Annotated in this window: 17 protein-coding genes and 1 pseudogene; 7 read left to right on the forward strand and 11 right to left on the reverse strand. The window is 68.5% G+C overall.

Features of this window, described 5'->3' with window-relative positions; genetic code table 11:
• Positions 1 to 119: 119 nt before the first annotated feature.
• Positions 120 to 527, reverse strand: a pseudogene (locus ACFOY2_RS53900) (ATP-binding cassette domain-containing protein); the annotation flags it as partial.
• Between the two features lie 113 nt (positions 528 to 640).
• Between ACFOY2_RS53900 and ACFOY2_RS53905 the strand changes: the two are divergent.
• Both ACFOY2_RS53905 and ACFOY2_RS53910 read left to right on the forward strand, forming a co-directional pair.
• Positions 641 to 1,837, forward strand: coding sequence for a sensor histidine kinase (locus tag ACFOY2_RS53905; protein ID WP_379535979.1), 1,197 nt, complete (start codon positions 641 to 643; stop codon positions 1,835 to 1,837).
• On the forward strand, positions 1,834 to 2,475 hold the full coding sequence (locus ACFOY2_RS53910) for a response regulator transcription factor (RefSeq protein WP_357810872.1): 642 nt from the start codon (positions 1,834 to 1,836) through the stop codon (positions 2,473 to 2,475). The genes ACFOY2_RS53905 and ACFOY2_RS53910 overlap by 4 nt, the downstream gene beginning before the upstream one ends.
• Positions 2,476 to 2,814: 339 nt before the next feature.
• Here ACFOY2_RS53910 and ACFOY2_RS53915 read toward each other — a convergent pair whose 3' ends face one another.
• The 3 genes from ACFOY2_RS53915 to ACFOY2_RS53925 form a co-directional block, all read right to left on the reverse strand.
• Positions 2,815 to 3,312: a DUF402 domain-containing protein gene (locus tag ACFOY2_RS53915; protein WP_379535980.1), complete on the reverse strand. Its 498-nt coding sequence runs from the start codon at positions 3,310 to 3,312 to the stop codon at positions 2,815 to 2,817.
• A gap of 417 nt (positions 3,313 to 3,729) precedes the next feature.
• Positions 3,730 to 4,935 (reverse strand): hypothetical protein, encoded by a 1,206-nt coding sequence (locus ACFOY2_RS53920; RefSeq protein WP_379535981.1) that lies wholly within the window; start codon positions 4,933 to 4,935, stop codon positions 3,730 to 3,732.
• Positions 4,932 to 6,170, reverse strand: a complete 1,239-nt coding sequence (locus ACFOY2_RS53925; RefSeq protein ID WP_379535982.1) for a glucarate dehydratase family protein — start codon at positions 6,168 to 6,170, stop codon at positions 4,932 to 4,934. Before ACFOY2_RS53925 ends, ACFOY2_RS53920 begins: the two co-directional genes overlap by 4 nt.
• Positions 6,171 to 6,276: 106 nt before the next feature.
• Between ACFOY2_RS53925 and ACFOY2_RS53930 the strand changes: the two genes are divergently transcribed.
• Entirely contained in the window at positions 6,277 to 7,746 is a 1,470-nt protein-coding gene (locus tag ACFOY2_RS53930; protein ID WP_379535983.1) for an aldehyde dehydrogenase (NADP(+)), read from the forward strand.
• A 357-nt stretch (positions 7,747 to 8,103) separates the two neighbouring features.
• On the opposite strand, the gene ACFOY2_RS53935 is transcribed toward ACFOY2_RS53930, so the two are convergent.
• The 5 genes from ACFOY2_RS53935 to ACFOY2_RS53955 form a co-directional block, all read right to left on the reverse strand.
• A complete protein-coding gene (locus ACFOY2_RS53935; RefSeq protein ID WP_379535984.1) occupies positions 8,104 to 9,009 on the reverse strand; it encodes a 5-dehydro-4-deoxyglucarate dehydratase in 906 nt (301 codons plus the stop codon).
• 12 nt (positions 9,010 to 9,021) lie between these two features.
• A complete protein-coding gene (locus tag ACFOY2_RS53940; protein WP_379535985.1) occupies positions 9,022 to 9,783 on the reverse strand; it encodes an IclR family transcriptional regulator in 762 nt (253 codons plus the stop codon).
• A 70-nt stretch (positions 9,784 to 9,853) separates the two neighbouring features.
• A complete protein-coding gene (locus ACFOY2_RS53945; RefSeq protein ID WP_379535986.1) occupies positions 9,854 to 10,714 on the reverse strand; it encodes a carbohydrate ABC transporter permease in 861 nt (286 codons plus the stop codon).
• Positions 10,711 to 11,640 carry a carbohydrate ABC transporter permease gene (locus ACFOY2_RS53950; RefSeq protein WP_379535987.1) on the reverse strand — a complete coding sequence of 310 codons (930 nt, stop codon included), beginning with the start codon at positions 11,638 to 11,640 and terminating at the stop codon, positions 10,711 to 10,713. The genes ACFOY2_RS53945 and ACFOY2_RS53950 overlap by 4 nt, the downstream gene beginning before the upstream one ends.
• A gap of 25 nt (positions 11,641 to 11,665) precedes the next feature.
• Positions 11,666 to 12,973 (reverse strand): ABC transporter substrate-binding protein, encoded by a 1,308-nt coding sequence (locus ACFOY2_RS53955; protein WP_379535988.1) that lies wholly within the window; start codon positions 12,971 to 12,973, stop codon positions 11,666 to 11,668.
• 134 nt (positions 12,974 to 13,107) lie between these two features.
• Between ACFOY2_RS53955 and ACFOY2_RS53960 the strand changes: the two genes are divergently transcribed.
• The 3 genes from ACFOY2_RS53960 to ACFOY2_RS53970 all read left to right on the forward strand — a co-directional run bounded on the left by ACFOY2_RS53960 (position 13,108) and on the right by ACFOY2_RS53970 (position 15,885).
• Positions 13,108 to 13,902, forward strand: coding sequence for an NAD-dependent epimerase/dehydratase family protein (locus ACFOY2_RS53960; RefSeq protein ID WP_379535989.1), 795 nt, complete (start codon positions 13,108 to 13,110; stop codon positions 13,900 to 13,902).
• An 88-nt stretch (positions 13,903 to 13,990) separates the two neighbouring features.
• Positions 13,991 to 14,953, forward strand: a complete 963-nt coding sequence (locus ACFOY2_RS53965) for a LacI family DNA-binding transcriptional regulator (RefSeq protein ID WP_379535990.1) — start codon at positions 13,991 to 13,993, stop codon at positions 14,951 to 14,953.
• Positions 14,950 to 15,885: an aldose epimerase family protein gene (locus tag ACFOY2_RS53970; RefSeq protein ID WP_379535991.1), complete on the forward strand. Its 936-nt coding sequence runs from the start codon at positions 14,950 to 14,952 to the stop codon at positions 15,883 to 15,885. The genes ACFOY2_RS53965 and ACFOY2_RS53970 overlap by 4 nt, the downstream gene beginning before the upstream one ends.
• Here ACFOY2_RS53970 and ACFOY2_RS53975 read toward each other — a convergent pair.
• Together ACFOY2_RS53975 and ACFOY2_RS53980 are read right to left on the reverse strand one after the other, a co-directional pair.
• Positions 15,875 to 18,325 carry a SpoIIE family protein phosphatase gene (locus ACFOY2_RS53975; protein ID WP_379535992.1) on the reverse strand — a complete coding sequence of 817 codons (2,451 nt, stop codon included), beginning with the start codon at positions 18,323 to 18,325 and terminating at the stop codon, positions 15,875 to 15,877. The genes ACFOY2_RS53970 and ACFOY2_RS53975 overlap by 11 nt on opposite strands.
• A gap of 150 nt (positions 18,326 to 18,475) precedes the next feature.
• The gene (locus ACFOY2_RS53980) at positions 18,476 to 19,141 is read right to left on the reverse strand and encodes a tyrosine-protein phosphatase (RefSeq protein ID WP_379535993.1); all 666 of its coding nucleotides are present in this window, start codon (positions 19,139 to 19,141) and stop codon (positions 18,476 to 18,478) included.
• A 290-nt stretch (positions 19,142 to 19,431) separates the two neighbouring features.
• On the opposite strand from ACFOY2_RS53980, the gene ACFOY2_RS53985 reads away from it, so the two are divergent.
• A partial coding sequence (locus tag ACFOY2_RS53985; protein WP_379535994.1) for a DNA translocase FtsK 4TM domain-containing protein occupies positions 19,432 to 20,713 on the forward strand: 1,282 nt, incomplete at its 3' end.

Consider the following 20,713-nt stretch of genomic DNA (forward strand, 5'->3'; position numbering starts at 1 on the left):
GGGTCTGCGGTCCTGCGTGAAAGATAGCCATCTGGAATTGCACCTCCAAAGACGATGACTAGGGCTGGTCAACGCGGGGCTTCAAAGCACCAGGCGGTACTTCAAGCCCTCTCCTTCAGGAGAGGGTCGTTGACGCCGAGCGAGAATCCGCCCACCCGTTTGCGAGCCACGCCTGCCAGGCCGACCTGCTCGAGGACCTCGGCCACGCGTATGGGGCCTATGCCGTTGGTGCGGGCCAGGCAGAGCAGGTGGTTGTAGGCACTACGCCCACCGTGGACGGCACTCGCGTCGAGTAATGCGCCGACCTCGTGCATCGGCCTGCTCGATGCCGCGTATCCGCGCCCGTTGACCAGCGCCTGGCCGGAGGTCGGGGAGTCGAGGCCGAGGATCAGGCGCATCGTGGTGGACTTGCCCGCGCCGTTGGGGCCGAGGAAACCGGTCACATGGCCGGGCTCGACCTTGAAGGACAGCGAGTCCACGGCGAGCGTGCTGCCGTAGCGCTTGGTGAGGTTCCGGAGTTCGATCACGCGGTAAAGGATGCGGTGCGGTGGGCGGTCGGCGCGTCGGACCACGGTCCGAACTTCAAGGTCAGACCCTGGGTTGACGTGCGGAGGTTGCTGCGGCGGCTACGGTTCAACGCGTGGACGACACGCACCCCTTCTTCGCCAGGCGCCTGAGCCGTCGCCAACTGATCATGCTGGATCTGCTGGCAGGGCTGGGCTTCGCCTTTGTGTCTTTCACGGCGGTGGCCGGCAGCACGGCGCTGCCGCCATGGATGAGAATCGTCCTTCCTTTAGGACTCGGGCTGCCCCTGGCCGTGCGGAGACTGTGGCCCGTGCCCGTCTTCGTCTTCACACTGCTGCTCGCCGTCTTCGCGGTGGTGATCGACGCTGTGGGGCTCGCCTATCTCTCGCCCGCGTACGCCCTCTATCTCGTCGCGCTGGCCGACGGGCGCAGCGCGGTGATCCCCACGTCCGCCATCGGAATGGTGAGCCTGGTCACACTCCTCGGCCTGGTGGTCGCGGGTCCGGAATCTCAGGCCGCCCCGAACTGGATGCTGCATCTCGATCAGCCGCTCATGGGGATCGCGGCGCTGGGCGGCGCCTGGACGATCGGGCGGGCCGTGCAGGAGCGCAGGCATTATGCGGCGCGAGACGCTGAGCGGCTGGCGGCGCAGGCGGTCACGGAGGAGCGGCTGAGGATCGCGCGTGAGCTGCACGATGTGGTCACCCATAACGTCGGGCTGATCGCTGTCAAGGCGGGTGTGGCCAACCATGTGATGGCGACTCGGCCGGGAGAGGCGCACGATGCTTTGCGGGTGATCGAGACCGCCAGCCGTAGTGCGCTGGTCGAGATGCGCCATCTGCTCGGTGTGCTGCGATCCACGGCCGTGCCCGATCGTGCTCCCGCTCCTGGGCTGGTCGGGGTTGAGGAACTGGTGGAGCGGGCTCGACTGGCAGGGGTCGAGGCGGAACTCGACGTTCGGGCCGGGGGCGAAGAGGAGCTTGGCGAGGCCGGATCAAGGAAGCGGACGCGGCTGCCGGATGGCGTGGAACTGTCGGCCTATCGCATCGTGCAGGAGGCGCTCACGAATGTGGTCAAACACGCCGCACCTGCTCGATGCCGGGTATCCATCTTCGCTGACGGGAGGGAGGTGCGGATCGAAGTGATCGATGACGGGCCCGGGAGGCGTAGGTTGCCTCCGGAGGGCACCGGGCATGGCCTGATCGGGATGCGCGAGCGGGTCGCCATGTATGGCGGGGTTTTCGAGGCGGGCAGGCTTCCCGGACGGGGGTTTCGCGTTTTCGCGAGGCTGCCCTATGAGGAGGTCCAGTGATTCGGGTGGTCGTCGCTGACGATCAGGCACTGCTCAGGGGAAGTTTCAAGGTACTGGTCGATTCCGAGCCTGATCTGGCTGTGGTGGGAGAGGCGGCCACCGGGGTGGAGGCCGTTGCCGTCACGTTGGAGCAGCGGCCCGATGTCGTGCTCATGGATGTACGGATGCCGGAGATGGACGGCATCGAGGCAACGCGGCAGATCAGGGATGTTTCGCGGGTACTTGTCGTGACGATGTTCGACCTTGACGCCTACGTGTATGACGCGCTGCGGGCGGGGGCCAGTGGGTTTCTGCTGAAGGACACGCCGCCTGCGGATTTGCTGGCTGCTGTTCGGGTGGTCGCGAGCGGGGAGGCGTTGCTGGCGCCCACGGTCACTCGGCGGTTGATCGAGGAGTTCACGCGTACGCCCGCTGTGCCTCGGGTGCAGGGGCTGGACGGGGTGACGGAGCGGGAGCGAGAGGTTTTGATGTTGATCGCGCGAGGGTTGTCGAACAGGGAGATCGCTGGACACCTTCAAGTGAGCTTGGCCACGGTAAAGACGCATATCACGCGACTGCTGGCCAAATTGGAGGCTCGGGATCGAGCGCAGCTTGTTATTGCGGCTTATGAGAGTGGACTGGTTTCTGCTGCAGGTTGAATCGAGTGAGAGTTGACTTGAGGGCGGCCGGGAAGCAGGGCGCCGGTTCGCCGGGATAGCGTTTAGCGCGGCTATGGGCGGGGGCGCTGCAGCATCGTGAATGCCATGTGGAACTTCCTGCCTCCGTATCTCCATCATCCGTTACTCAAGGTGTTCGCACCTTGGGGGAGGGCCCCTTCTTCTTCCTGGGGGCTGACGCCGTCGCGGTTTGTCCAACTGCTCGGACATCGCCGCGACGGTGGCCAGCGCCTGGTGGTGTCGGTGGCTCCCCGCCAGGGTCTTCTTACCGTGGCTGCGGCTGCGGCTGCGGCGCCGGGCAGTGTCGGCGTCGGTGTTGTTTCAGGTTGTCGCCGAAAGCCATTCCAAGTGTGCGCCTCCGAACGGGCCCTTTCTGTTCCCGACCGCATCGAGTAGCCATTGGGCGGTGGCCTCCGCTTGAGCGATCAGCGCGGGCGGGTAGCTCAAGGTCACCTGGTGCTCGGCGAACTCGTCCTGGTCGTCGAGGATGAGGCGTCCGTCTCGCATTCGGATGACGTCTAGGTCGAGATCCAGCATGGTCACCTCACCGTCCCTCCACTCTGGAACGGTGGTGACATCGACGTAAATCTCGCTCCTGTTCGGTGGGGAGTTGAAGGAGGCCGTCCACCACGCATTTCGGGGGAACAGCATAATGGCGCTTGATTCCCACGTTATCGGGGGGTCTTCGCCTTTGCGGGCCACCGTTCCAGCGGGGATTTCCGTCCAGACTCCGTGTTCGTCCTCGCCCAGCAGCCTGCCGCGATGGTTCCAATGAAGTGCTCCGCCGTACTTGCGAAACACGATCCGCACATCAGTCACGTAGGCGAACATATCCCGGCCTGGTAGGCGCGTGCGCGGAAGTTAGCTGGGTGGGCGGGGCGCATGGACATGTCGGTGCGGAATGTGAATGTGGTTGTGCATGGTGGGGTTGTGTTCCGGGGTGTGGTGTGGGGTGGTGGGGTTGTGTTCCGGGGTGTGGTGTGGGGGCGGGGGGTTACGTCCCGGGGGTGTGGTGCGAGGCAGGAGGTTGCGTCCGGGGGTGTGGTGCGGGGGCGGGGGGGTTGCGTCTCCGGGAGGGTGTGCGAGTTGGGCCGGGTCGTAGGCGTGGAAATGGGCAGGCCGCCGGGATGGTGGCGGCCTGGTTTGGGTGAGACGGGAGTGGTGGGTGTCAACGTTGTGTGAGGCAGGGGGTGCGTGAAAGTCGTGACCTGGCGTTTGGCTTATCCGCCGTATGGCTTATGAGGAGAGGCGTAGGGCCTGGGTGAGGGCGGCCAGGCGTTGGGGGGAGGCCAGGCCCGCGTGGTACAGGTGGAACTCCGTGGCTCCTGCCTTGGCGTACGTCCTGAGGTGGTCGGCCAGGGTGGTGGCGTCGGCGGGGCGCGGTGGGAGGGCCAAGACGTAGGCGCCTACTCGTTGGCCTGGGGTGGTCAGGTCTGCGAGTTGGGCGAGGCGTGTGGCGTCCGTGGCGGGGTCGCCCCAGCAGTTGGCCACCAGGACGTCGGCTTCCGGCTCGCCTGCCGGGAGTGCGGCGAAAGCGCCGGCCGCCCAAGGGTCCGGGTTGGCATGCAGGGTGATGGGGATGTGGGGCGCGATGCCTCTGGCGATGGCGACCAGGCGTTGGCGCAGGACGGTGGACAGTTCGACCCGGATGGAGCGGATCTCGTCGGCGAGTGGGCCGAGGGCTTCTTCGATGGTGTCGAAGGGGGGATTGGGTGCGGCGCTGTCCGCGTTTGTGCTGGGTGCGACTGGATCGCCGGTGCGCTCGGCCTCAAGGTGTCCGGCCTCAAGGAGTGGGGTGTGGTCGATGGCGGCGCGGACTCGGTCCCTGGTCGTCGAGGGGTAGCGGGGCGCGCAGGACGTGCAGAAGCACAGGGAGAGGAGGTTGGAGTCGGTGGTGGTCCAGTCGGCGCCGGAGGTCTTTTCGTGCACGCTCTGGTGGCCGAAGCCCAGGGGGCCGCAGGCTTCCAGGATCAGGCCGTCAGGTTCGCCCACCGTGAGGATCTCGCGGACGAGGCGTTCGCAGTATTCGAGCACGTCCTCGTGGGCGGGGCAGAGGGCGTACGGGTACGGGTCGCCGAAGGCGTTACGTACGGCGAGGTCCGGGTTCGTGGTGCCCAGGTGGGAATTGTGGGTGAGGACCGTCCAGGCGTGCACCTGGAGGCCGACGGCCTTCAAGGCGTCCCTGGCCTGGAGGTAGGCGTCCTCCGGGGTCCATGTGGGGGACGCCGGCACGAGGCGGCCCCAGGACGAGGGGCGGATGGGGAGGTAGAAGGCCGGATGAGGGACGTCGAGGACGCGGTGGTCCGGGTGATAGGGGGTGGCGGCACGGGTGGAGTGGTAGCTGGCGGCCAAGGCGACTGCGTCTACTCCCAGGGAGGCCAGGCGGGCGGGGGCCGACGGGTCGCCGACGATGTCCCAGGGGTAGACGTATGCGATGTTCACCAGCGTGATCTCCTTGCCGAGAAGGCGGGGTCGAAGCGTTGCATGTAGCTCGTGTCGTCTCGGGCGAGGATGCCGCACTTCTCGTACTGCTCGTTCATGCGGGCCAGCGCGTCTCGGTCGAGTTCGACGCCGAGGCCGGGGCCGGTGGGCACGGGGACGGCGCCGTCGACGAAGCGCAGCGCACCTGGCTGGACCACGTCCTGGCCGTCCTGCCAGGGGGTGTGGGTGTCGCAGGCGAAGGTGAGGTTCGGGGTGGCGGCGGCCAGATGGGTCATGGCGGCCAGGCTGATCCCGAGGTGCGAGTTGGAGTGCATCGACAGGGCCAGGCCGAATGTGTCGCACAGGGTGGCGACGTGGGAGGAGCGGATGAGTCCGCCCCAGTAGTGGTGGTCCAGGAGGAGGACGCCGATCGCGCGGGAGGCGATGGCGGGAGGGAGGTGTTCGTGGGTGACCACGCACATGTTCGTGGCGAGAGGCATGGGGACGGCCGCGGCCACCTCCGCCATGCCGGGAATGCCGGGGGTCGGGTCCTCGAGGTACTGGAGGATGCCGTCCAGTTCGCGGCCGACGCGGATGGAGGTCTCGACCGTCCAGGCCGCGTTGGGGTCCAGGCGCAGGGGGAGTTCGGGGAAGGCCGCGTGGAGGGCCTTGGTGGCGGCCACCTCCTGGTCCGGGGGAAAGACACCGCCTTTGAGCTTGATCGATCTGAAACCGTACTGCTTGATGAGGAGGCTGGCTTGCTCGACTATGCCCGACTCGTCCAGCGCGGTGCCGAATCTGTCCTGCTCCTGGTTCGGATGGCCCGCCCACTTGTAGAACAGGTACGCGCTGTACGGCACCGCGTCCCTGACCTGGCCGCCCAGCAGATCGGTGATCGGCACTCCGGCGGCTTTGCCGCGAACGTCCAGACAGGCCACTTCGAAGGGAGAGAAGACCCGGTCGATACTCTTTTCCTTCGTGGTGGCACCGGTCGAGCTGTCGCTGACGATCGTGCTGATCCGGGCGTACATCGTGTTCGTGGCGTGCACGTCGAGGCCGATCAATGCCTGTGCGCACTCTCTGACCTTGCCCAGATGTTTGACATCGCCGTAGGTCTCGCCCAGCCCGGTCAGGCCTTCGTCAGTGACGACCTCGACAATGGTACGCAGGGCCCATGGCTCGTGGACCCCGGCGGCGTTGAGGAGAGGCGGATCCCGGAAAGCAACTGGAGTTACGAGGATCTGCCTAATGATCATTACCGACCGCCGTTCATATATGTGAACAATAGCCAGATTTGTGGACAAGTTCCCGCAACTGTAAGAATCGGGTTGAAGAAGTGTCAAGACTCCGAAGGGCCACTCGATGATCTACGGACACGATCCCAGGACCGGCGAGCCCGTGGGCGCCGCCCTGACCGAGACCGACAGCGCCGGGGTCGACTTGATCGTCTCCGCCGCGATCGCCGCAGGTGCGGCCTGGCGTGCGACCCCGGCCGCCGAGCGGGCGAGCGCCCTTGAGGCCGTCGCCGACGCGCTGGCCGCGCATGTGGACGAGCTGTGGCAGCTCGCCGACCAGGAGACCGCGCTCGGCGAGGTACGGCTGCGCGGCGAAGTGGGGCGTACGGCGGGGCAGTTCCGGCTCTTCGCCAACGTGCTCAGGGACGGCGGTTATGTCGAGGCCATCATCGATCATGCAAATTCGTCCCTGACGCCGCCCCAGCCGGACGTGCGACGGATGAAGCACGCGCTGCCCGGCGTCGTCGCCGTCTTCGCGGCCAGCAACTTCCCGTTCGCGTTCTCCGTGGCCGGGGGCGACACCGCCTCCGCGCTGGCGGCGGGGTGTCCGGTGGTCGTGAAGGCGCACCCCGGGCACCCGAACACGTCCGAGCGGGTGGCGAAGATCGTGCGGGACGCGCTGCCGTACCCGGATCTGCTCGGGTTGGTGCAGGGCATGCAGGCCGGGGTCGATCTGGTGCAGCACCCATCGGTGGTCGCCGCAGGATTCACCGGGTCCGTGGCCGGGGGCAAGGCGATCCAGAAGCTGATCGAGCAGCGGGAGACGCCGATTCCGTTCTTCGGCGAGCTGGGCAGCGTCAACCCCGTGGTCGTGCTGCCTTCGGCGCCGGTCAAGGAGGTGGCCTCGGGGTTCGCCGGGTCGCTGACGCTGGGGGTGGGGCAGTTCTGCACGAACCCCGGGATCATGTTCGTGCCCGAAGGGGACGAACTTCGCGAGGCGATCGTCGAGGCCGTCGCGGGGACGGCCGGAGGGCCCATGCTGGCCGAGCGGATCCGGGACGGGTACCTGGGTGGTGTCGATCGGCTGGGCGAACTGCGACTGCTGGCCGAGGGCAAGCCCGGGGAGGGCAGTTGGGCCGTCACTCCCAAGGTGTTCATCACCGATCTGGGGTCGTTCGAGGAGAAGCTGCCGCGTATCGCGGAGGAGTGCTTCGGTCCGGCGTCGATCGTGGTTACGTATCAGGAAATTTCCGAATTGCGGCCGGTGCTTGAGCGGCTGGAAGGGTCGCTCACGGCTACGGTTCACAGCACCGACCCCGAGGAGGCCGGAGACCTCGTCGACGTGCTGGGGCGGAAGGCCGGGCGGCTCATCTGGAACGGGTGGCCCACGGGAGTCGCCGTGTGCTGGGCGATGCATCACGGTGGGCCTTGGCCTGCCTCCACGTCGACGTTCACGTCCGTGGGGGCGACGGCCATTCAGCGCTGGCTGGGGCCGACGGCTTACCAGGACTGGCCGGAGGAGCTTCTGCCGGATGAGCTGAAGGATGGCAACCCGCTGTCCATCCCGCGCCGGGTTGACGGGCGTACGCAGGTGTGAGGCCCATTTCCGGGGGCCCTTTTCTGAGGGTCTTCTGGGGAGGCGCTTTGTTTACGGCGTAGGAGTCTTCAGGAGCGGGGACGCAGCCGCCCCTCCAACCGGAGGGGCGCTGGGTTACTGCTCTTGCCGGTGAGGCCTCCTGCTTGGAGCGGCGTGAATGGGCGGGGCGTTCCTCTTGTCCGGCAAGAGGGTGGCCTGTCTTGCTGCGGTGGTGTTCCAAGCGGTTCGGAAGACGAGGGTGGGTGTTGGCTTGCGTGGAGGGTGGCCGGTTCTGTTGAGGGTGGTGCTCCAACGAGTGGTGCTCCAACAAGAGTGCGGGCGTTTTCTCCTGGCCGGTGGGGCTTTGGTTGTGCGGGGTTAGGCGGCGGCTATTTCCAGGCCTGTTGCGATGATTTGTTCCAGGGCCGCCACATGCTCGGCGCTCGGATCCACCAGTGGGGCCCGTACGCCGCCCACATCCAGCCCCCGCAGCCGCACCCCCGCCTTGACCAGGGCGACGGCGTAGCCGGGGACGAGGTCGCGTAGCTCCACCAGGGGGAGATAGAAGCCGGTCAGCAGGCGCTGTACCAGCACCTCGTCCCCGCCGGTCACGGCCTTGTGGTAGGCGATCGCGATCTCGGGTGCGAAGGCGAACACCGCGCTCGAGTACAGGCTCACGCCGATGCCGCGGTAGGCGGGGACGGTGAGTTCGGCGGTGGGGAGCCCGTTGAAGAACGTGAACTCCTTGTCGGTCGCCTGCCGCACGGTCAGGATGATCCGCTGGAGGAGGTCGAAGTCGCCGAGGCCGTCCTTGAAGCCCACCACGTTGGGGTCGGCGGCGAGTTCCGCGACGGCCGAGGGGGTGAAGCGGGCGGTGCCGCGCTGGTAGACGATGGCGGGCAGGCCGGCGGCGGCGACGATCTCGCGGACGTACCGGACCAGGCCGTTGGAGGGCCCGTTGACGAGGTAGGGAGGCATGATCAGCAGGCCGTCGGCCCCGTGGGCGGCGGCGGCGCGGGCGATGGCTCTGGCGGTGGGGAGTGGGCCGCCGGCACCGGCGAAGACGGGGACGCGGCCCGCCGCGGCCGAGGCGGAGATCTCCACGACCCTGCGGTATTCGTCGGGGGCCAGAGCGTTGAACTCACCGGTGCCGCAGGCGGCGAACACTCCTCCCGCGCCGGCCGCGACCCCTTCGGCGACGTGCCGGGCCAGGGTGGGTTCGGCGAGGTCGCCATCGGCTCCGAAGGGGGTCACGGGGAAGAAGAGCACGCCATCGAGCCGCATCAGCAGTCCTTTCTAGCGGATGCCCTCCCTGCGCAGGGTGGCAGCCAGCTTGCGGGTGTGTTTGATCACCGCCTCGGTGATCGGTTCGACTTCGGCGGGGGAGAGCCGGGCGGGCATCGAGCAACTGATCGCGTCGGTCGCCGGGATGCGGTAGTCGACCGCGACGGCCACGCAGGCCACGCCGACGGTGCCCTGTTCGCGCTCGTAGGACCACATCCGGGTGCGGACCTGGTCGAGTTCGCCGGTCAGTTTGGTCAGGTCGGTGATCGTGTGCTCGGTCATCGCCTCCAGCGAGTCGGGCAGCAGGGCCACGACCTCGTCGTCGGTGAGCTGGGCGAGCAGCACCTGGCCGAGTGCCGTCACGTGGGCGGGCAGGCGCCGGCCCACCCTGGGGATCACGTGGCCGGCCTCGCGCGATTCCCTGGTCGCCAGGTAGAGGACGTGCGCCCCGTCCCGGCGGGCGAAGTGCACGGTCTGTCCAATCTCGTCCCGCAGGTCCTCCAGGGTCTCCTGAGCGAACGGCAGGGCGGGATCCTTGTCCAGGTACGCGGTGCCGGTCAGCAGCGCGTGGGGTCCGATGCCGAACGCCGACCTGGCCGCGTCCGTCTCGACCCAGTTGAGCTCGACCAGCGTCCGCATGAGTGCGTGGAGGCTGCTCCGTGGGAAGCCGGTGCGTTGCTGGAGTTCCGACAGGGTGAGGCTGTCGTGCGATTCGGCCAGCGCTTCGAGGATGCGTACCGTCCGCTCCGCGGACTTGACCAACTGGGGCTCCATACTCATCCCATCTCGAAGGCGGCGGCTCAGGAGATCCAGAATATGGGATGGCGTCCAGATACATGGACGCCTAACCCTTGACGGCGCCGCTTGTCAGACCACGCATGAACTGGCGCTGGAAGGCCAGGAACGCGATGATCGAGGGCAGCAGCGCCAGCAGCGAGGCCGCCAGCAGCACGCCGATGCCGACCTCCTCGTCGGAACGGAGCGAGCGCAGCGCGATGGGCAACGTCCACATGTCGGACTCCGGCGCGACGATCAGGGGCAGCAGGTACTGGTCCCAGATCATGGTGAAGCCGAAGACGCCGATCACGCCGAGCGCGGGACGGCACAGCGGCACGATGATCGTGGCGAAGATCCGCAACTCGCCGGCCCCGTCGATGCGGGCGGCCTCCTCGAGCTCGACCGGCACCTCCTTCATGAACTCGGTCATGACCAGGATGGAGAAGCCCCAGGCGCCGACGGGCAGGATCATGCCCGCGTACGTGCCGATGAGGTTGACGTGCAGAAGCGGCATGTCGGCCAGGACGAGGGAGAGAGGGATCGCGATGATCTCCTCGGGCAGCATCATCGTGGTGAGCATGAGCAGCATCACGAACGTCATGCCGCGGAACTTCTTGCGGGCCAGCGAGTAGGCGGCGAAGACGCTGACCAGCATCTGCAGCAGCAGCCCGAAGCCCACGACGATGAAGGAGTTCAGCAGGTAGAGGTAGACGTTCTTGTCCTTGGCCTGGACGAAGTTCTCCAGCGTGAATTCGTCGGGCCAGAGCGAGAACGACGTCGGGTCGAGCGTCTTGCTGAACGCGCTCATCAGCAGCCCCACCAGGGGGCCGGTGAAAACGATCACCATCAGGCCGTAGACCAGGACCTTGCCGGCGATGGCCAGCGGCCCCTTGCGCGACTCCAACCCCAGAGCGCTGTCGAACCTCATGCCGCCTGCCTCCTGCGCAACATCTGCACGATCACCGTGAGCGCCAGCGTGGCCAGGAACAGCACGATTCCGCCCGCCGAGGCGACGCCCAGCTCGTTCTTCTGGAACCCGAGCTTGTAGATCAAGGTCATCAGCACTTCGGACGAGCCGTTCGGCCCGCCGTTGGTGAGCACGTAGACCTCGACGAACACCCGCAGCCCGCGGATGGCGGCCAGCGTGAACAGGATCCAGAACACCGGCCGCAGGGCGGGCAGCGTGATGTGCCGCAGCCGGTGCCACGTGGAGGCCCCGTCCACGGCCGCCGCCTCGTACAGGGTGCGGTCGACGCCGACCAGCCCAGCCAGGAAGATCATCATGTCGTACGGCGTGCCGCGCCAGATGCTCATCAGCATGATCGACCCCAGCGAGGAGTCCTCGCTGGCCAGCCAGGGCTGCGTGTCGATGCCGACCCAGCCGACGATGACGTTGAGCATGCCGGTGTCGGCCGGGTAGAACATGATCCGCCACACCTCGGCCACGGCCGCCATCGTGGTGACGACCGGCAGGAAGGCCGCGGTCCTGACGAACCACAGGTATCTGGCGGGCCCCTCGATGAGCAGTGCGAAGCCCAGGCCGAGGACGAGCGAGCCGATCGTGGTGCCGAGCGCGAGCACGATGCTGTGCCAGATGGCCGAGGCGAACTCGGAGTCGCTGATGATCGTCCCGTAGTTCTGCAGCCCGACCCACTCGTCGCCGAGGAAGGTCTGGACCTTGAAGAAGCTCTTCCACAGGCCCACGAACATCGGGATGAACTTGAAGTACAGGAAGAGCAGCAGGGCGGGGGCCAGGAACAGCCAGGCGATCAGGGGCCCCCGCCACCGCGCCGCTCTGGCGCGGCGGTGGGGGGTCGCCGTCCGGCCTCCCGTGCGAGTGAGCGTGGAGGTCATGAACCCTCCTTTGTCGGGCCCCCGGTCATGATGCTTTCTGGCTCTGCAGTTCCTGGGTGAGCTTGGTGTTCAGCTCACCCATGGTCGTCTGGACGTTCTTGGCGCAGTCGGCCCACAGGGCGTTGATGGAGTCGGCCGAGTCCTGCCGGATCGGCGCCCAGTTCGGCACCGGCGGTGCGTACACGGCATTGGCGTAGGACTCCTGGAAGACCTTCCACCGCGGGTCCTGCCGCTCGGCCGCCAGGTCGACCTGGGTGTTGACGGGCAGCCGGACGATGGCGCCGTTGGCGTCCTTGTTCATGCCGATCCGCTGTCCGTCGGGCGAGATCGCGAACTCGGCGAACTTCTTCTGGGCGTCCTGCATCTGCGAGCCGGCCATCATGTAGACGTTCTCGCCTTCGCCCAGGGTGCCGGGACCGCCGGAGGGGCCCTTGGGCACGGGGATGACCTCGATCTTGTCGGTGCCGATGCTGTTGACGAACCTGGCCAGCACGTACGGGCCGACGAGGTAGATGCCGCCCTGCCCCTTCTCGAAGACCTCGTGGGTGACGGTGGTGTCGTTGCTGACGGCGCCGGGGTTGACGGACTTGGCCTTGCAGAACTGGTCCTGCAGGTACTGGACGGCCTCGATGGTCTTGGGGTCGTTCACCGTGGCGGTGAACTTGCCGCCGCCGGCGGCCTTGATGAAGTCGCCGCCGTTGGCGTACATGAGCGAGGAGGCGTACCAGGAGGCGTAGCCGCGTTTGGTGCCCGCCGGGATGACGAAGCCGGCGGTGTCGGCCTGGCCGTTGCCGTCGGGGTCCTTGTCGGTGAACGCCTTGGCCAGCGCGGCCAGTTCGTCCCAGGTCTTGGGCGCTTCCATGCCGACCTTCTCGCGCCAGTCCTTGCGGACGATCAGCGCGAACGCCTGGGCGGAGAACGGGGCCGCGTAGAACTTGCCGTCGCTGCCGGTGGCGGCCGTCCAGGCCCGCTCGGAGAGTTTGTCGCCGCCGGCCAGTTTGGTCTTGTCGACCTGCTGGAGCCAGCCCTGCGAATGCATGGCGCCGAGCTGGGCGGTGTCATTGATGACGATGTCGGGAAGCTGTTTCTGCGCGGCCTGCTGGTTGAGCTTGGTCTCGAAATCGTCGAACAATGCGACGACCTTGGTTTTGACCCCGCTGGCCTTGGTGAATGCGTCGGCGAGCTTCTGCGCCGTCTTGGCGGAGTCGGAATCGGGCGCCTGCCTGATCCAGATCTCCAGGGTGTTGTCTGAAGCCGATCCCCCGGAACCGCAGCCTGTCAGCGTTGCGGCCAGGCCCGCAGCGAGCGCGATGCCGAGCAGACGACGTGACATTAGACCGCCTCCCGTTCACATACGTGGACATGTGTCGGTCACATGAACTCAGTGGTGTGAACGTAACTAGCGCATGCTTCATGGTCAATATTCAAGGATGTGAATTTCTGTCAGAATCGTGTACACCAGGAAACATGCGCATACTCATGACCGGCGCCGCGGGGAAAGTCGGCACGCTGCTCCGCCCTCGGCTCGCACGTGAGGGCCGTACGCTGCGGCTTTCCGACCTCCACCCCGTCGAAACCGGCCCGGGGGAGGAGTGGGTGACGGCCGACCTCGCCGATCCCGACGCCATGGCGGAGGCGATGAAGGGCGTGGACGCGGTGCTGCACCTGGGCGGTCAGAGCAGGGAACATCCCTGGGCCGACATCGTGCAGGCCAACATCAACGGCACCCACGTGCTGCTTGAGGCCGCGCGTCAGGAGGGCGTCGAGCACCTCGTGCTCATGGGCAGCCACCACGCCGCCGGTTTCCACACCAGGCCGGACGACGGCTCCGACCTGCCCGACTACGCCTTTGCGCGCCCCGACACCTTCTACGGCGTGAGCAAGGTCGTCATGGAGGCCCTCGGCAGCCTCTACCACGACCGTTTCGGCATGAACATCACCGTGGTCCGGCTCGGCACCTGCAACGAGGGCTCGCTGGACACGCGCGGGCTGGCCACGTGGATCTCACCGGACGACCTGACCGCGCTGGTCGAGGCCGCGTTCACCGCGCCCGGCTACCACGTGGTGTGGGGCGTCTCCGACAACACCCGCCGCTGGTGGTCGCTGGACGAGGCCCGCTCCATCGGCTACGTCTCCGGCGACGACTCCGAGTCCTACGCCGCCGAGCTCATCGCCGAGCACGGCGAGCCCGACCTGTCCGAGCCCCTGCACAACCGCGCGGGAGGCGTGTTCACGCTCAAGGAGCTGGGCGGCCGCTGGTAACGCCATAGCAACCGGTTGCAAGAACCTTGACGGTGGGGGCATGAAGGTCAAGGCTTGATCTGGCAACCGTTTGCAAGGGAGGACGGCGATGGCGGCGACGATCAAGGACGTGGCGCGCGCCTGTGGCGTCCACGTGTCCACCGTGTCCCGCACCTTCTCCGCGCCGCACCTGGTCAATGCCGCCACCAGGAGCCGCGTGCTGGCCGCCGCCGACGACCTCGGCTACCGCCCCAACCGGGCGGCCAGGGCGTTGACGACGGGCCGCACGTTCAACATGGGCCTGATCGTGGCCGACATCGCCAACCCGTTCTTCCCGCCGCTCATCAAGGCGGCCCAGGCGCAGGCCAGGGGGCGCGACTACCACGTGTTCGTGGCCGACACCGACGAGGACCCCAGGGTCGAGGAGGAGCTGATCAGGACGTTCGCCAAACAGGTGGACGGCGTCCTGCTGTGCAGCCCCCGCCTGTCCAACCGGATGATCGAGCGCCTGGCGGAGGACGTGCCGTTCGTGGTGGTGAACCGGCGGATCAAGGGCATGCCCGCCGTGCTGATGAACGTCGCCCAGGGCGCCAAGCTGGCGCTGGAGCACCTGGCGGGGCTCGGCCATCACAGGATCGCGCTCGTCTCCGGGCCGATCGGCTCCTGGACCAGCAACGAGATGCAGGGCGTGGCCGCCGAGGCGCCCGGGCTCGACCTCGTCTTCTTCGGCCCCAACCAGCCCACCGAGTCGGGCGGCCTGTCCGTGGCCGCCGACGTGGCGGCCTGCGGGGCGACCGCGGTGCTGGCCTACAACGACCTCGTGGCGCTCGGTCTCATCGAGGGACTGGCGGCGATGGAGATAGGGGTACCAGACCAGATAAGTGTGATCGGGTTCGACGACATCCTCCCGGGGCGGCTCAACCGCCCCAAGCTGACCACGGTGGCCATGCCGGCCGTGGCCGCCGGGCGGATGGCCGTCGATCTGCTGCTGCAGTCGGGAGGCGAGGGCGCGACAGTGACCCTCGACACCGCCCTCATCGTCCGCGAGTCCACGGGAAGGGCCCAGAAATGATCTTCGGAACGCTGCCGTCGGGAGAGAACGTCGAGCGTGTGGAGCTGTCGTCGGGACGGCTGCGCGCCGAGGTGCTCACCTACGGGGCCATCGTGCGCTCGCTGGAGGTGTCGGGCGTCAACGTCGTGCTCGGCCTCGACACGCTGGAGGACTACCTGACCCGCAGCCGCTACTTCGGCGCGGTCGTCGGCCGGTACGGCAACCGCATCGCGGACGGCCGCTTCACCCTCGACGGCGTGGAGTACCGCCTCCCGGTCAACAACGACCCCAACAGCCTGCACGGCGGCACGGCGGGTTTCGACGCCAAGGTGTGGACGATCGAGGCGCGCGGCGATGACTCGGTGACCCTCTCGCTGACCAGCCCCGACGGCGACCAGGGCTACCCGGGCACGCTGACCGCCTCGGTCACCTACACCCTCCAGGACGACGCGCTGCGCATCGACTACACGGCCGAGAGCGACGCCCCGACCGTGGTCAACCTGACCAACCACTCCTACTTCAACCTCAAGGGCGGCGGCGACGTGCTGGACCACGTCGTGCGGATGGACGCCGAGCACTACCTGCCGGTGGACGAGCACAAGATCCCCACGGGCGAGCTCGCGCCGGTCAAGGGCACGCCGTTCGACTTCACCGCGCCGCACACCGTGGGCGAGCGCTACGACGGCGGCTACGACCACTGCTTCGTGCTCGACGGCGGCATCCAGGTGACCGGCGGCGGCCTGACCATGGAGGTCACCACGACCGAGCCGGGCGTGCAGTTCTACGCCGGCGGCATGCTGGACGGGGTCGCCACCCCGTTCGGGGCCTTCGCCGGGCTGTGCCTGGAGACGCAGCACTTCCCCGACTCGCCCAACCAGCCGCGTTTCCCCTCCACGGTGCTCAGGCCGGGTGAGCGCCGCACCTCCACCACGACCTACAGGTTCACGGCCTGACCGTGCGCAGGGCGGCCGACGCCTTGATCACCAGCAGCGCGACGTCGTCCTGCGACGGCTCGGCGGCGAAGGACTCGACCGCGTGCCGCACCCGTTCGGCCACCGCGTGGGCGCTGAGCCCCGTGCAGCCGGACAGCAGCACCGACAGCCCGTCGTCGTCGTCGAGCAACCGGTCGCCGTCGCGCCGCTCGGTCACGCCGTCGGTCACGCACAGCAGCAGCTCCTCCGGCGCCAGTTCGAACGTCTCGACGTAGAACCTGGCGCCGGCCTCGACGCCCAGCAGCAGTTGGGGGCTCGCCATCGCCTCGACCCGGCCGTCCGTCCGCAGCAGCAGGGGCGGCGGATGGCCGGCCGAGGCGATCGTGCACAGCGCGCCGCCCTGGGGCAGCGGCGTCAGCTCGCCGCACAGCAAGCTGAGGAACCTGCCCTCCTCGCCCTCCTCCAGCAGCGCCTGGTTGAGCCGGTCGAAGATGTCGGCCACGGTGTAGTTCTCCTTGGCCAGCAGGCGTACGGCGTGGCGGGCCAGGCCGGTGACCGCGGCCGCCTCCGGGCCGCTGCCGCACACGTCTCCCAGCGCGAAGCACCAGTGGTCGGACACCGTGAACAGGTCGTAGAAGTCGCCGCCCACGTCCGCGCCCTCCTCGGCGGGCTCGTAGACGACCGCGGACTCCAGGCCCGGCATCGGCGCCACGCGCATCGGAAGCAGGCTGCGCTGCAGCACCCGCGACGTGGTGGCCTGCCTGGCGTACAGCATGGCGGTGTGCAGGTTGAGCGCGACCAGGCGGCACAGGTCGGCCAGCAGGTCGGCCAGCTCCAGCGGTAGCGTCGGCTCCGCCCTGCCGATCACCAGCGCGCCGTGCGACCTGCCCTGGGTCAGCAGCGGGAACGACAACACGGTCTCGGGGCCGACCGGCCAGCTCACGTCGTCGAAGGCGGTGCGCGGGATCGCGGGCAGCGACTTGCGCAGGTCGGCGTTGTGCCGCTCCTCGGCGTGCCACACGTGGGCGAGCCTGGTCATGCCCGCCAGGTCGGTCAGGTAGACGGCCGCCCACGTGGCGATCTTGGGGACGACGAGCTGCGCGGTCAGCGCCGCGAGCAGCTCCTCGTCGTGCACGCCCGCCAGCAGCTCGCCCGCCTCGGCCAGGAACGACAGCCGCCCCCGGTGCGCGCGGTCCTGCTCGGCCAGCCGTTCGCGATGCACGGGGACGGCCACCTGGTCGGCGATGTGCTGGAGGCTGACCGTGAGCTCCTGGTCGAAGTGGCCGGGCCGGGCCGCCGTCACCACGATGTGGCCGATCACCTCGCCGCCCACGAGCAGCGGCGCGCACGCCAGCGACCGGGCGCGCAGCTGCTGGGCCAGCTCGACGTCCGCGGCCAGCAGGTCCTCGACCATGGCGGGCGCCTTGCGGTCGGAGCTCAGCACGCCGGTCGCCAGCACCCCGACGAGCCCGGCCGTCGCGCCCGCGCCCGCCGCCACGCCGAACCGGTTGCCGCCGTCGGCGGCCAGCAGCACGTAGGCGGCATCGCCCCCGCTGGAGAGCTGGACGATCCGCGCGACCGTGTCGAGCAGTTCGGCGAAGGGCATGTCGTGGTCGAGCAGGTCCTTGATGCGCCCGCCCGTCTCCCCGCGCGGCGGCGCGGGCGCCGGCGTCAGCACGTCGCGGTGCTCGTCGGCGACCACCATCCAGATCGAGCTGCGCTGACCGCGGGTGCGCAGGTGGGAGACGTAGACGGGCAGCAGACCGCCCTCGGCGTGCAGCATGCGCGCCTCGCCCCGCCAGCGGCCCAGGCCGAGCGTGTCGTCCAGCGACAGCGCGTAGGGGCCGTGTCCGTTCCAGGACACCATGTCCTGCAGCTTTTTGCCGACGGCCTGTTCCGGCCGCCAGCCGAGGAGCTTTTCCGCCTCGGTGTTCCACGACTCCACGAGCCCGTCGCGGTCGCAGATCACGACGCCGACGTGCAGCGTCTCAAGAGGCCCTGGGACGGGGGCGGGGAGCGGTCCTGCGACGCCCGGCGCGGCCTCCTGGAGGTCGCAGCAGTCGGTGACGTCCATGCGCACCCACACGCGTTTGGCGGTCCTGGTGTAGGTGACGCCCCAGGCGTCGGCGAGCATGCTCGCCAGCGCGAGGCCGCGCCCGGACAGGGGCACCGACTCCGCGGGGCCGTCGGCCGGCATCGGCCGGACGGCCGGGATCGTGCGCGTGGGGTGGTGGTCGTCGACCTCGATCTCGAGTTTGGCCGGGCTGGCGTCCACGTCCAGCCGGCATGTCAGCTCGATGCCGGTGCCGGCGTGCACGACGGCGTTCGTGACGAGTTCGCTGGTCAGCAGTACGGCGTCCTCCGCCAGATGGCTCAGGTGCCATTCGCCCAGCACCTGGCGGACGAATCTGCGCGCGTGCGCCGGGGCATGGGGTGTGCCGTCGAAGGCGGTGCTAGACACTCGGGTCGTGTCCACTCTGCGTCCTGGAACCTCACTCGATGTGGCAGTTCGGTCACTCATCAGAGTGGCAGAATGATGCTCCTGATACCTCCTGTTGTGAAGAAGGCAGCCGTGGCCGCGCGGTTGGAGCCCCTGCCTGCTCCACCTGGGTCAGGGGAGGAGGGCCGCGCGGAGACGGTCGGCGTGGGCCGGGGTCAGGCCGTGGGCGAGCAGGAACCGCTCGGCCCCGTCCCGCGCGTCCAGCGCCGCCAGGAACGTGCGCATCGCGCCTTCCGGGGCCTCAAGCAGCGCGGCGGGCACGTTGCCGGCCCCGGCCAGGCCGAGCATGGGGAGCACCTCGGGCAGCGCCTTGGCGGTGAGCGCGTAGTCGCGCACGATGGCCTCGTGCTCCACGCCCAGCAGGTCGAGGATGAGCGCGACGACGAGCCCTGTGCGGTCCTTGCCCGCCGCGCAGTGCACGAGCGCGGGCAGCCCGTCGGCGATCTCCGCCACGACTGCGGCGAACCAGGCCGCCCGGTGCTCCAGGAGCGCGACGTACATGTCGCCCAGGTCCATGTCGGGAGGCAGCGCCGCGAGCGCGGCGGGGGACAGTGAGGAGCCGATGCCGAGCGGCGCGTGCCGGACGGTCCCGCCCATGACCGCCGCCCAGTCGCCCGCGGCGCGCTCGTCTTCGGCGCGCAGGTCGGCGATGAGGCGCAGCCCCGCGACCAGTTCGGCGTCCCCGGCCGTGAGGGTGTGCGGCTGCGCTGAGCGGTAGAGCACGCCGGGGCGCAGCGCGGTCTCCGCCGCGACGTCCCTGAGATTCAGGAGAGGCATGGCTTATGTATATGAAAGCCTTGCCTGCGGCGATGTGGCCTTTGCGCGGATATCTCGTGAATCTATGCTCACCTTTGCGAGCCGGCGATCTGAGGAGGGTTCGGCGAGTCTCCGCCGTTCAACGGTGTCTCCGACGTACCTTTGGCATCATGGCCACCCGTACGCCGAAAAGCTCATCGAAGGGGCCGGCGAAGCGGTCGACCTCGTCTCGCTCGACCCCCGCGAAGCGGACCGGCACGTCGGCGGGGCGTCCCAGAACGAAGGGGACCGCCTCGGGCCGCAAGCCCTCCGTGACCCACCAGGACCCGGTCAGCTGGGTCTTCACCATGATCGGCAAGCTGGTCGTGGGGCTGTGGATGCTGTTCGCCAACGGCATCGGCAGCGCGGCCCGCGCGCTGGGCAAGAACGCGCGCGACCTGGATCCCGCGCACCGCCGCGACGGGGTGGGCCTGACCGTGCTCGCCGGCGCGATCGTGCTGGCGGCCATGGTCTGGCGCGACTCCGCGGGCGCGGTCGCGGGTGTGGTGAACGTCACCATGCGCGGGGTGTTCGGCTCGCTGGCCTGGGCGCTGCCGCTGCTGCTCGGCCTGCTGGCCTGGCGCTATCTGCGTCACCCCGACCAGAACGCCGACACCGGACGCATGGTGATCGGCTGGGCCGCGCTGATGGTCGGCGTGCTCGGCGTGATCCACGTGACCAACGACACGCCCTACCCGGCCGGCGAGGGCCAGGGCATGGACAAGGTGTCGCAGGCCGGGGGCATGATCGGGTTCATCGTGTCGGCGCCGCCGATGAGCATCCTGCCGCCCTGGATCACGATCCCGCTGCTGCTGCTCCTGTCCGGGTTCGGCGTGCTGGTGATCACCGCCACTCCCGTCCACCGCATCCCCGAGCGGCTGAGCGAGCTCAAGCACCTGCTATTTGAGCGGCACGCGGAGCCGGAGCCGCGCGAGGCCGCCAAGAAGCGCGTCCGGACCAAGAAGGGCGACGGCGGCGAGGGTCCCGGCGAGACCGTCAAGCCCTACGACACGCCTGTCCTGTCAGAGAAGTCAGAAAAACGCGACGAGCACTCTCCCGAGATCGTCCCAGGGCTGGCGGAAGAGGAGGGGGCGCCCGCTCCCGAGGCCGAACGGCGTTCTGAGCCGCCGCAGCCGACGCCCGCGCCGCGCAAGGTCGAGCAGCTCGTGCTGTCGCCGCAGGCGGGCCCCTACAGCCTGCCCGACCTGCAGTTCCTCAAGCCGGGCACGGCGCCCAAGCCGCAGACCAAGGCCAACACCACCGTGGTGAACGCGCTGACGAGCGTGCTGGAGCAGTTCACCATCGACGCGCAGGTGATCGGCTTCACCCGGGGGCCGACGGTGACCCGCTACGAGATCGAGCTGGGGCCGGCGGTCAAGGTCGAGAAGGTCACGGCGCTCACGAAGAACATCGCGTACGCGGTCAAGTCCGCAGATGTCAGGATTTTGTCGCCTATCCCGGGCAAGTCGGCGATCGGGGTGGAGATCCCGAACGCCGACAAGGACCTGGTGGCGCTCGGTGACGTGCTGCGCGCCCAGGTCGCCCAGGCCGACC

Origin of the sequence: Nonomuraea purpurea, from assembly GCF_042650645.1 — a bacterium.
Lineage (GTDB): Bacteria > Actinomycetota > Actinomycetes > Streptosporangiales > Streptosporangiaceae > Nonomuraea > Nonomuraea purpurea.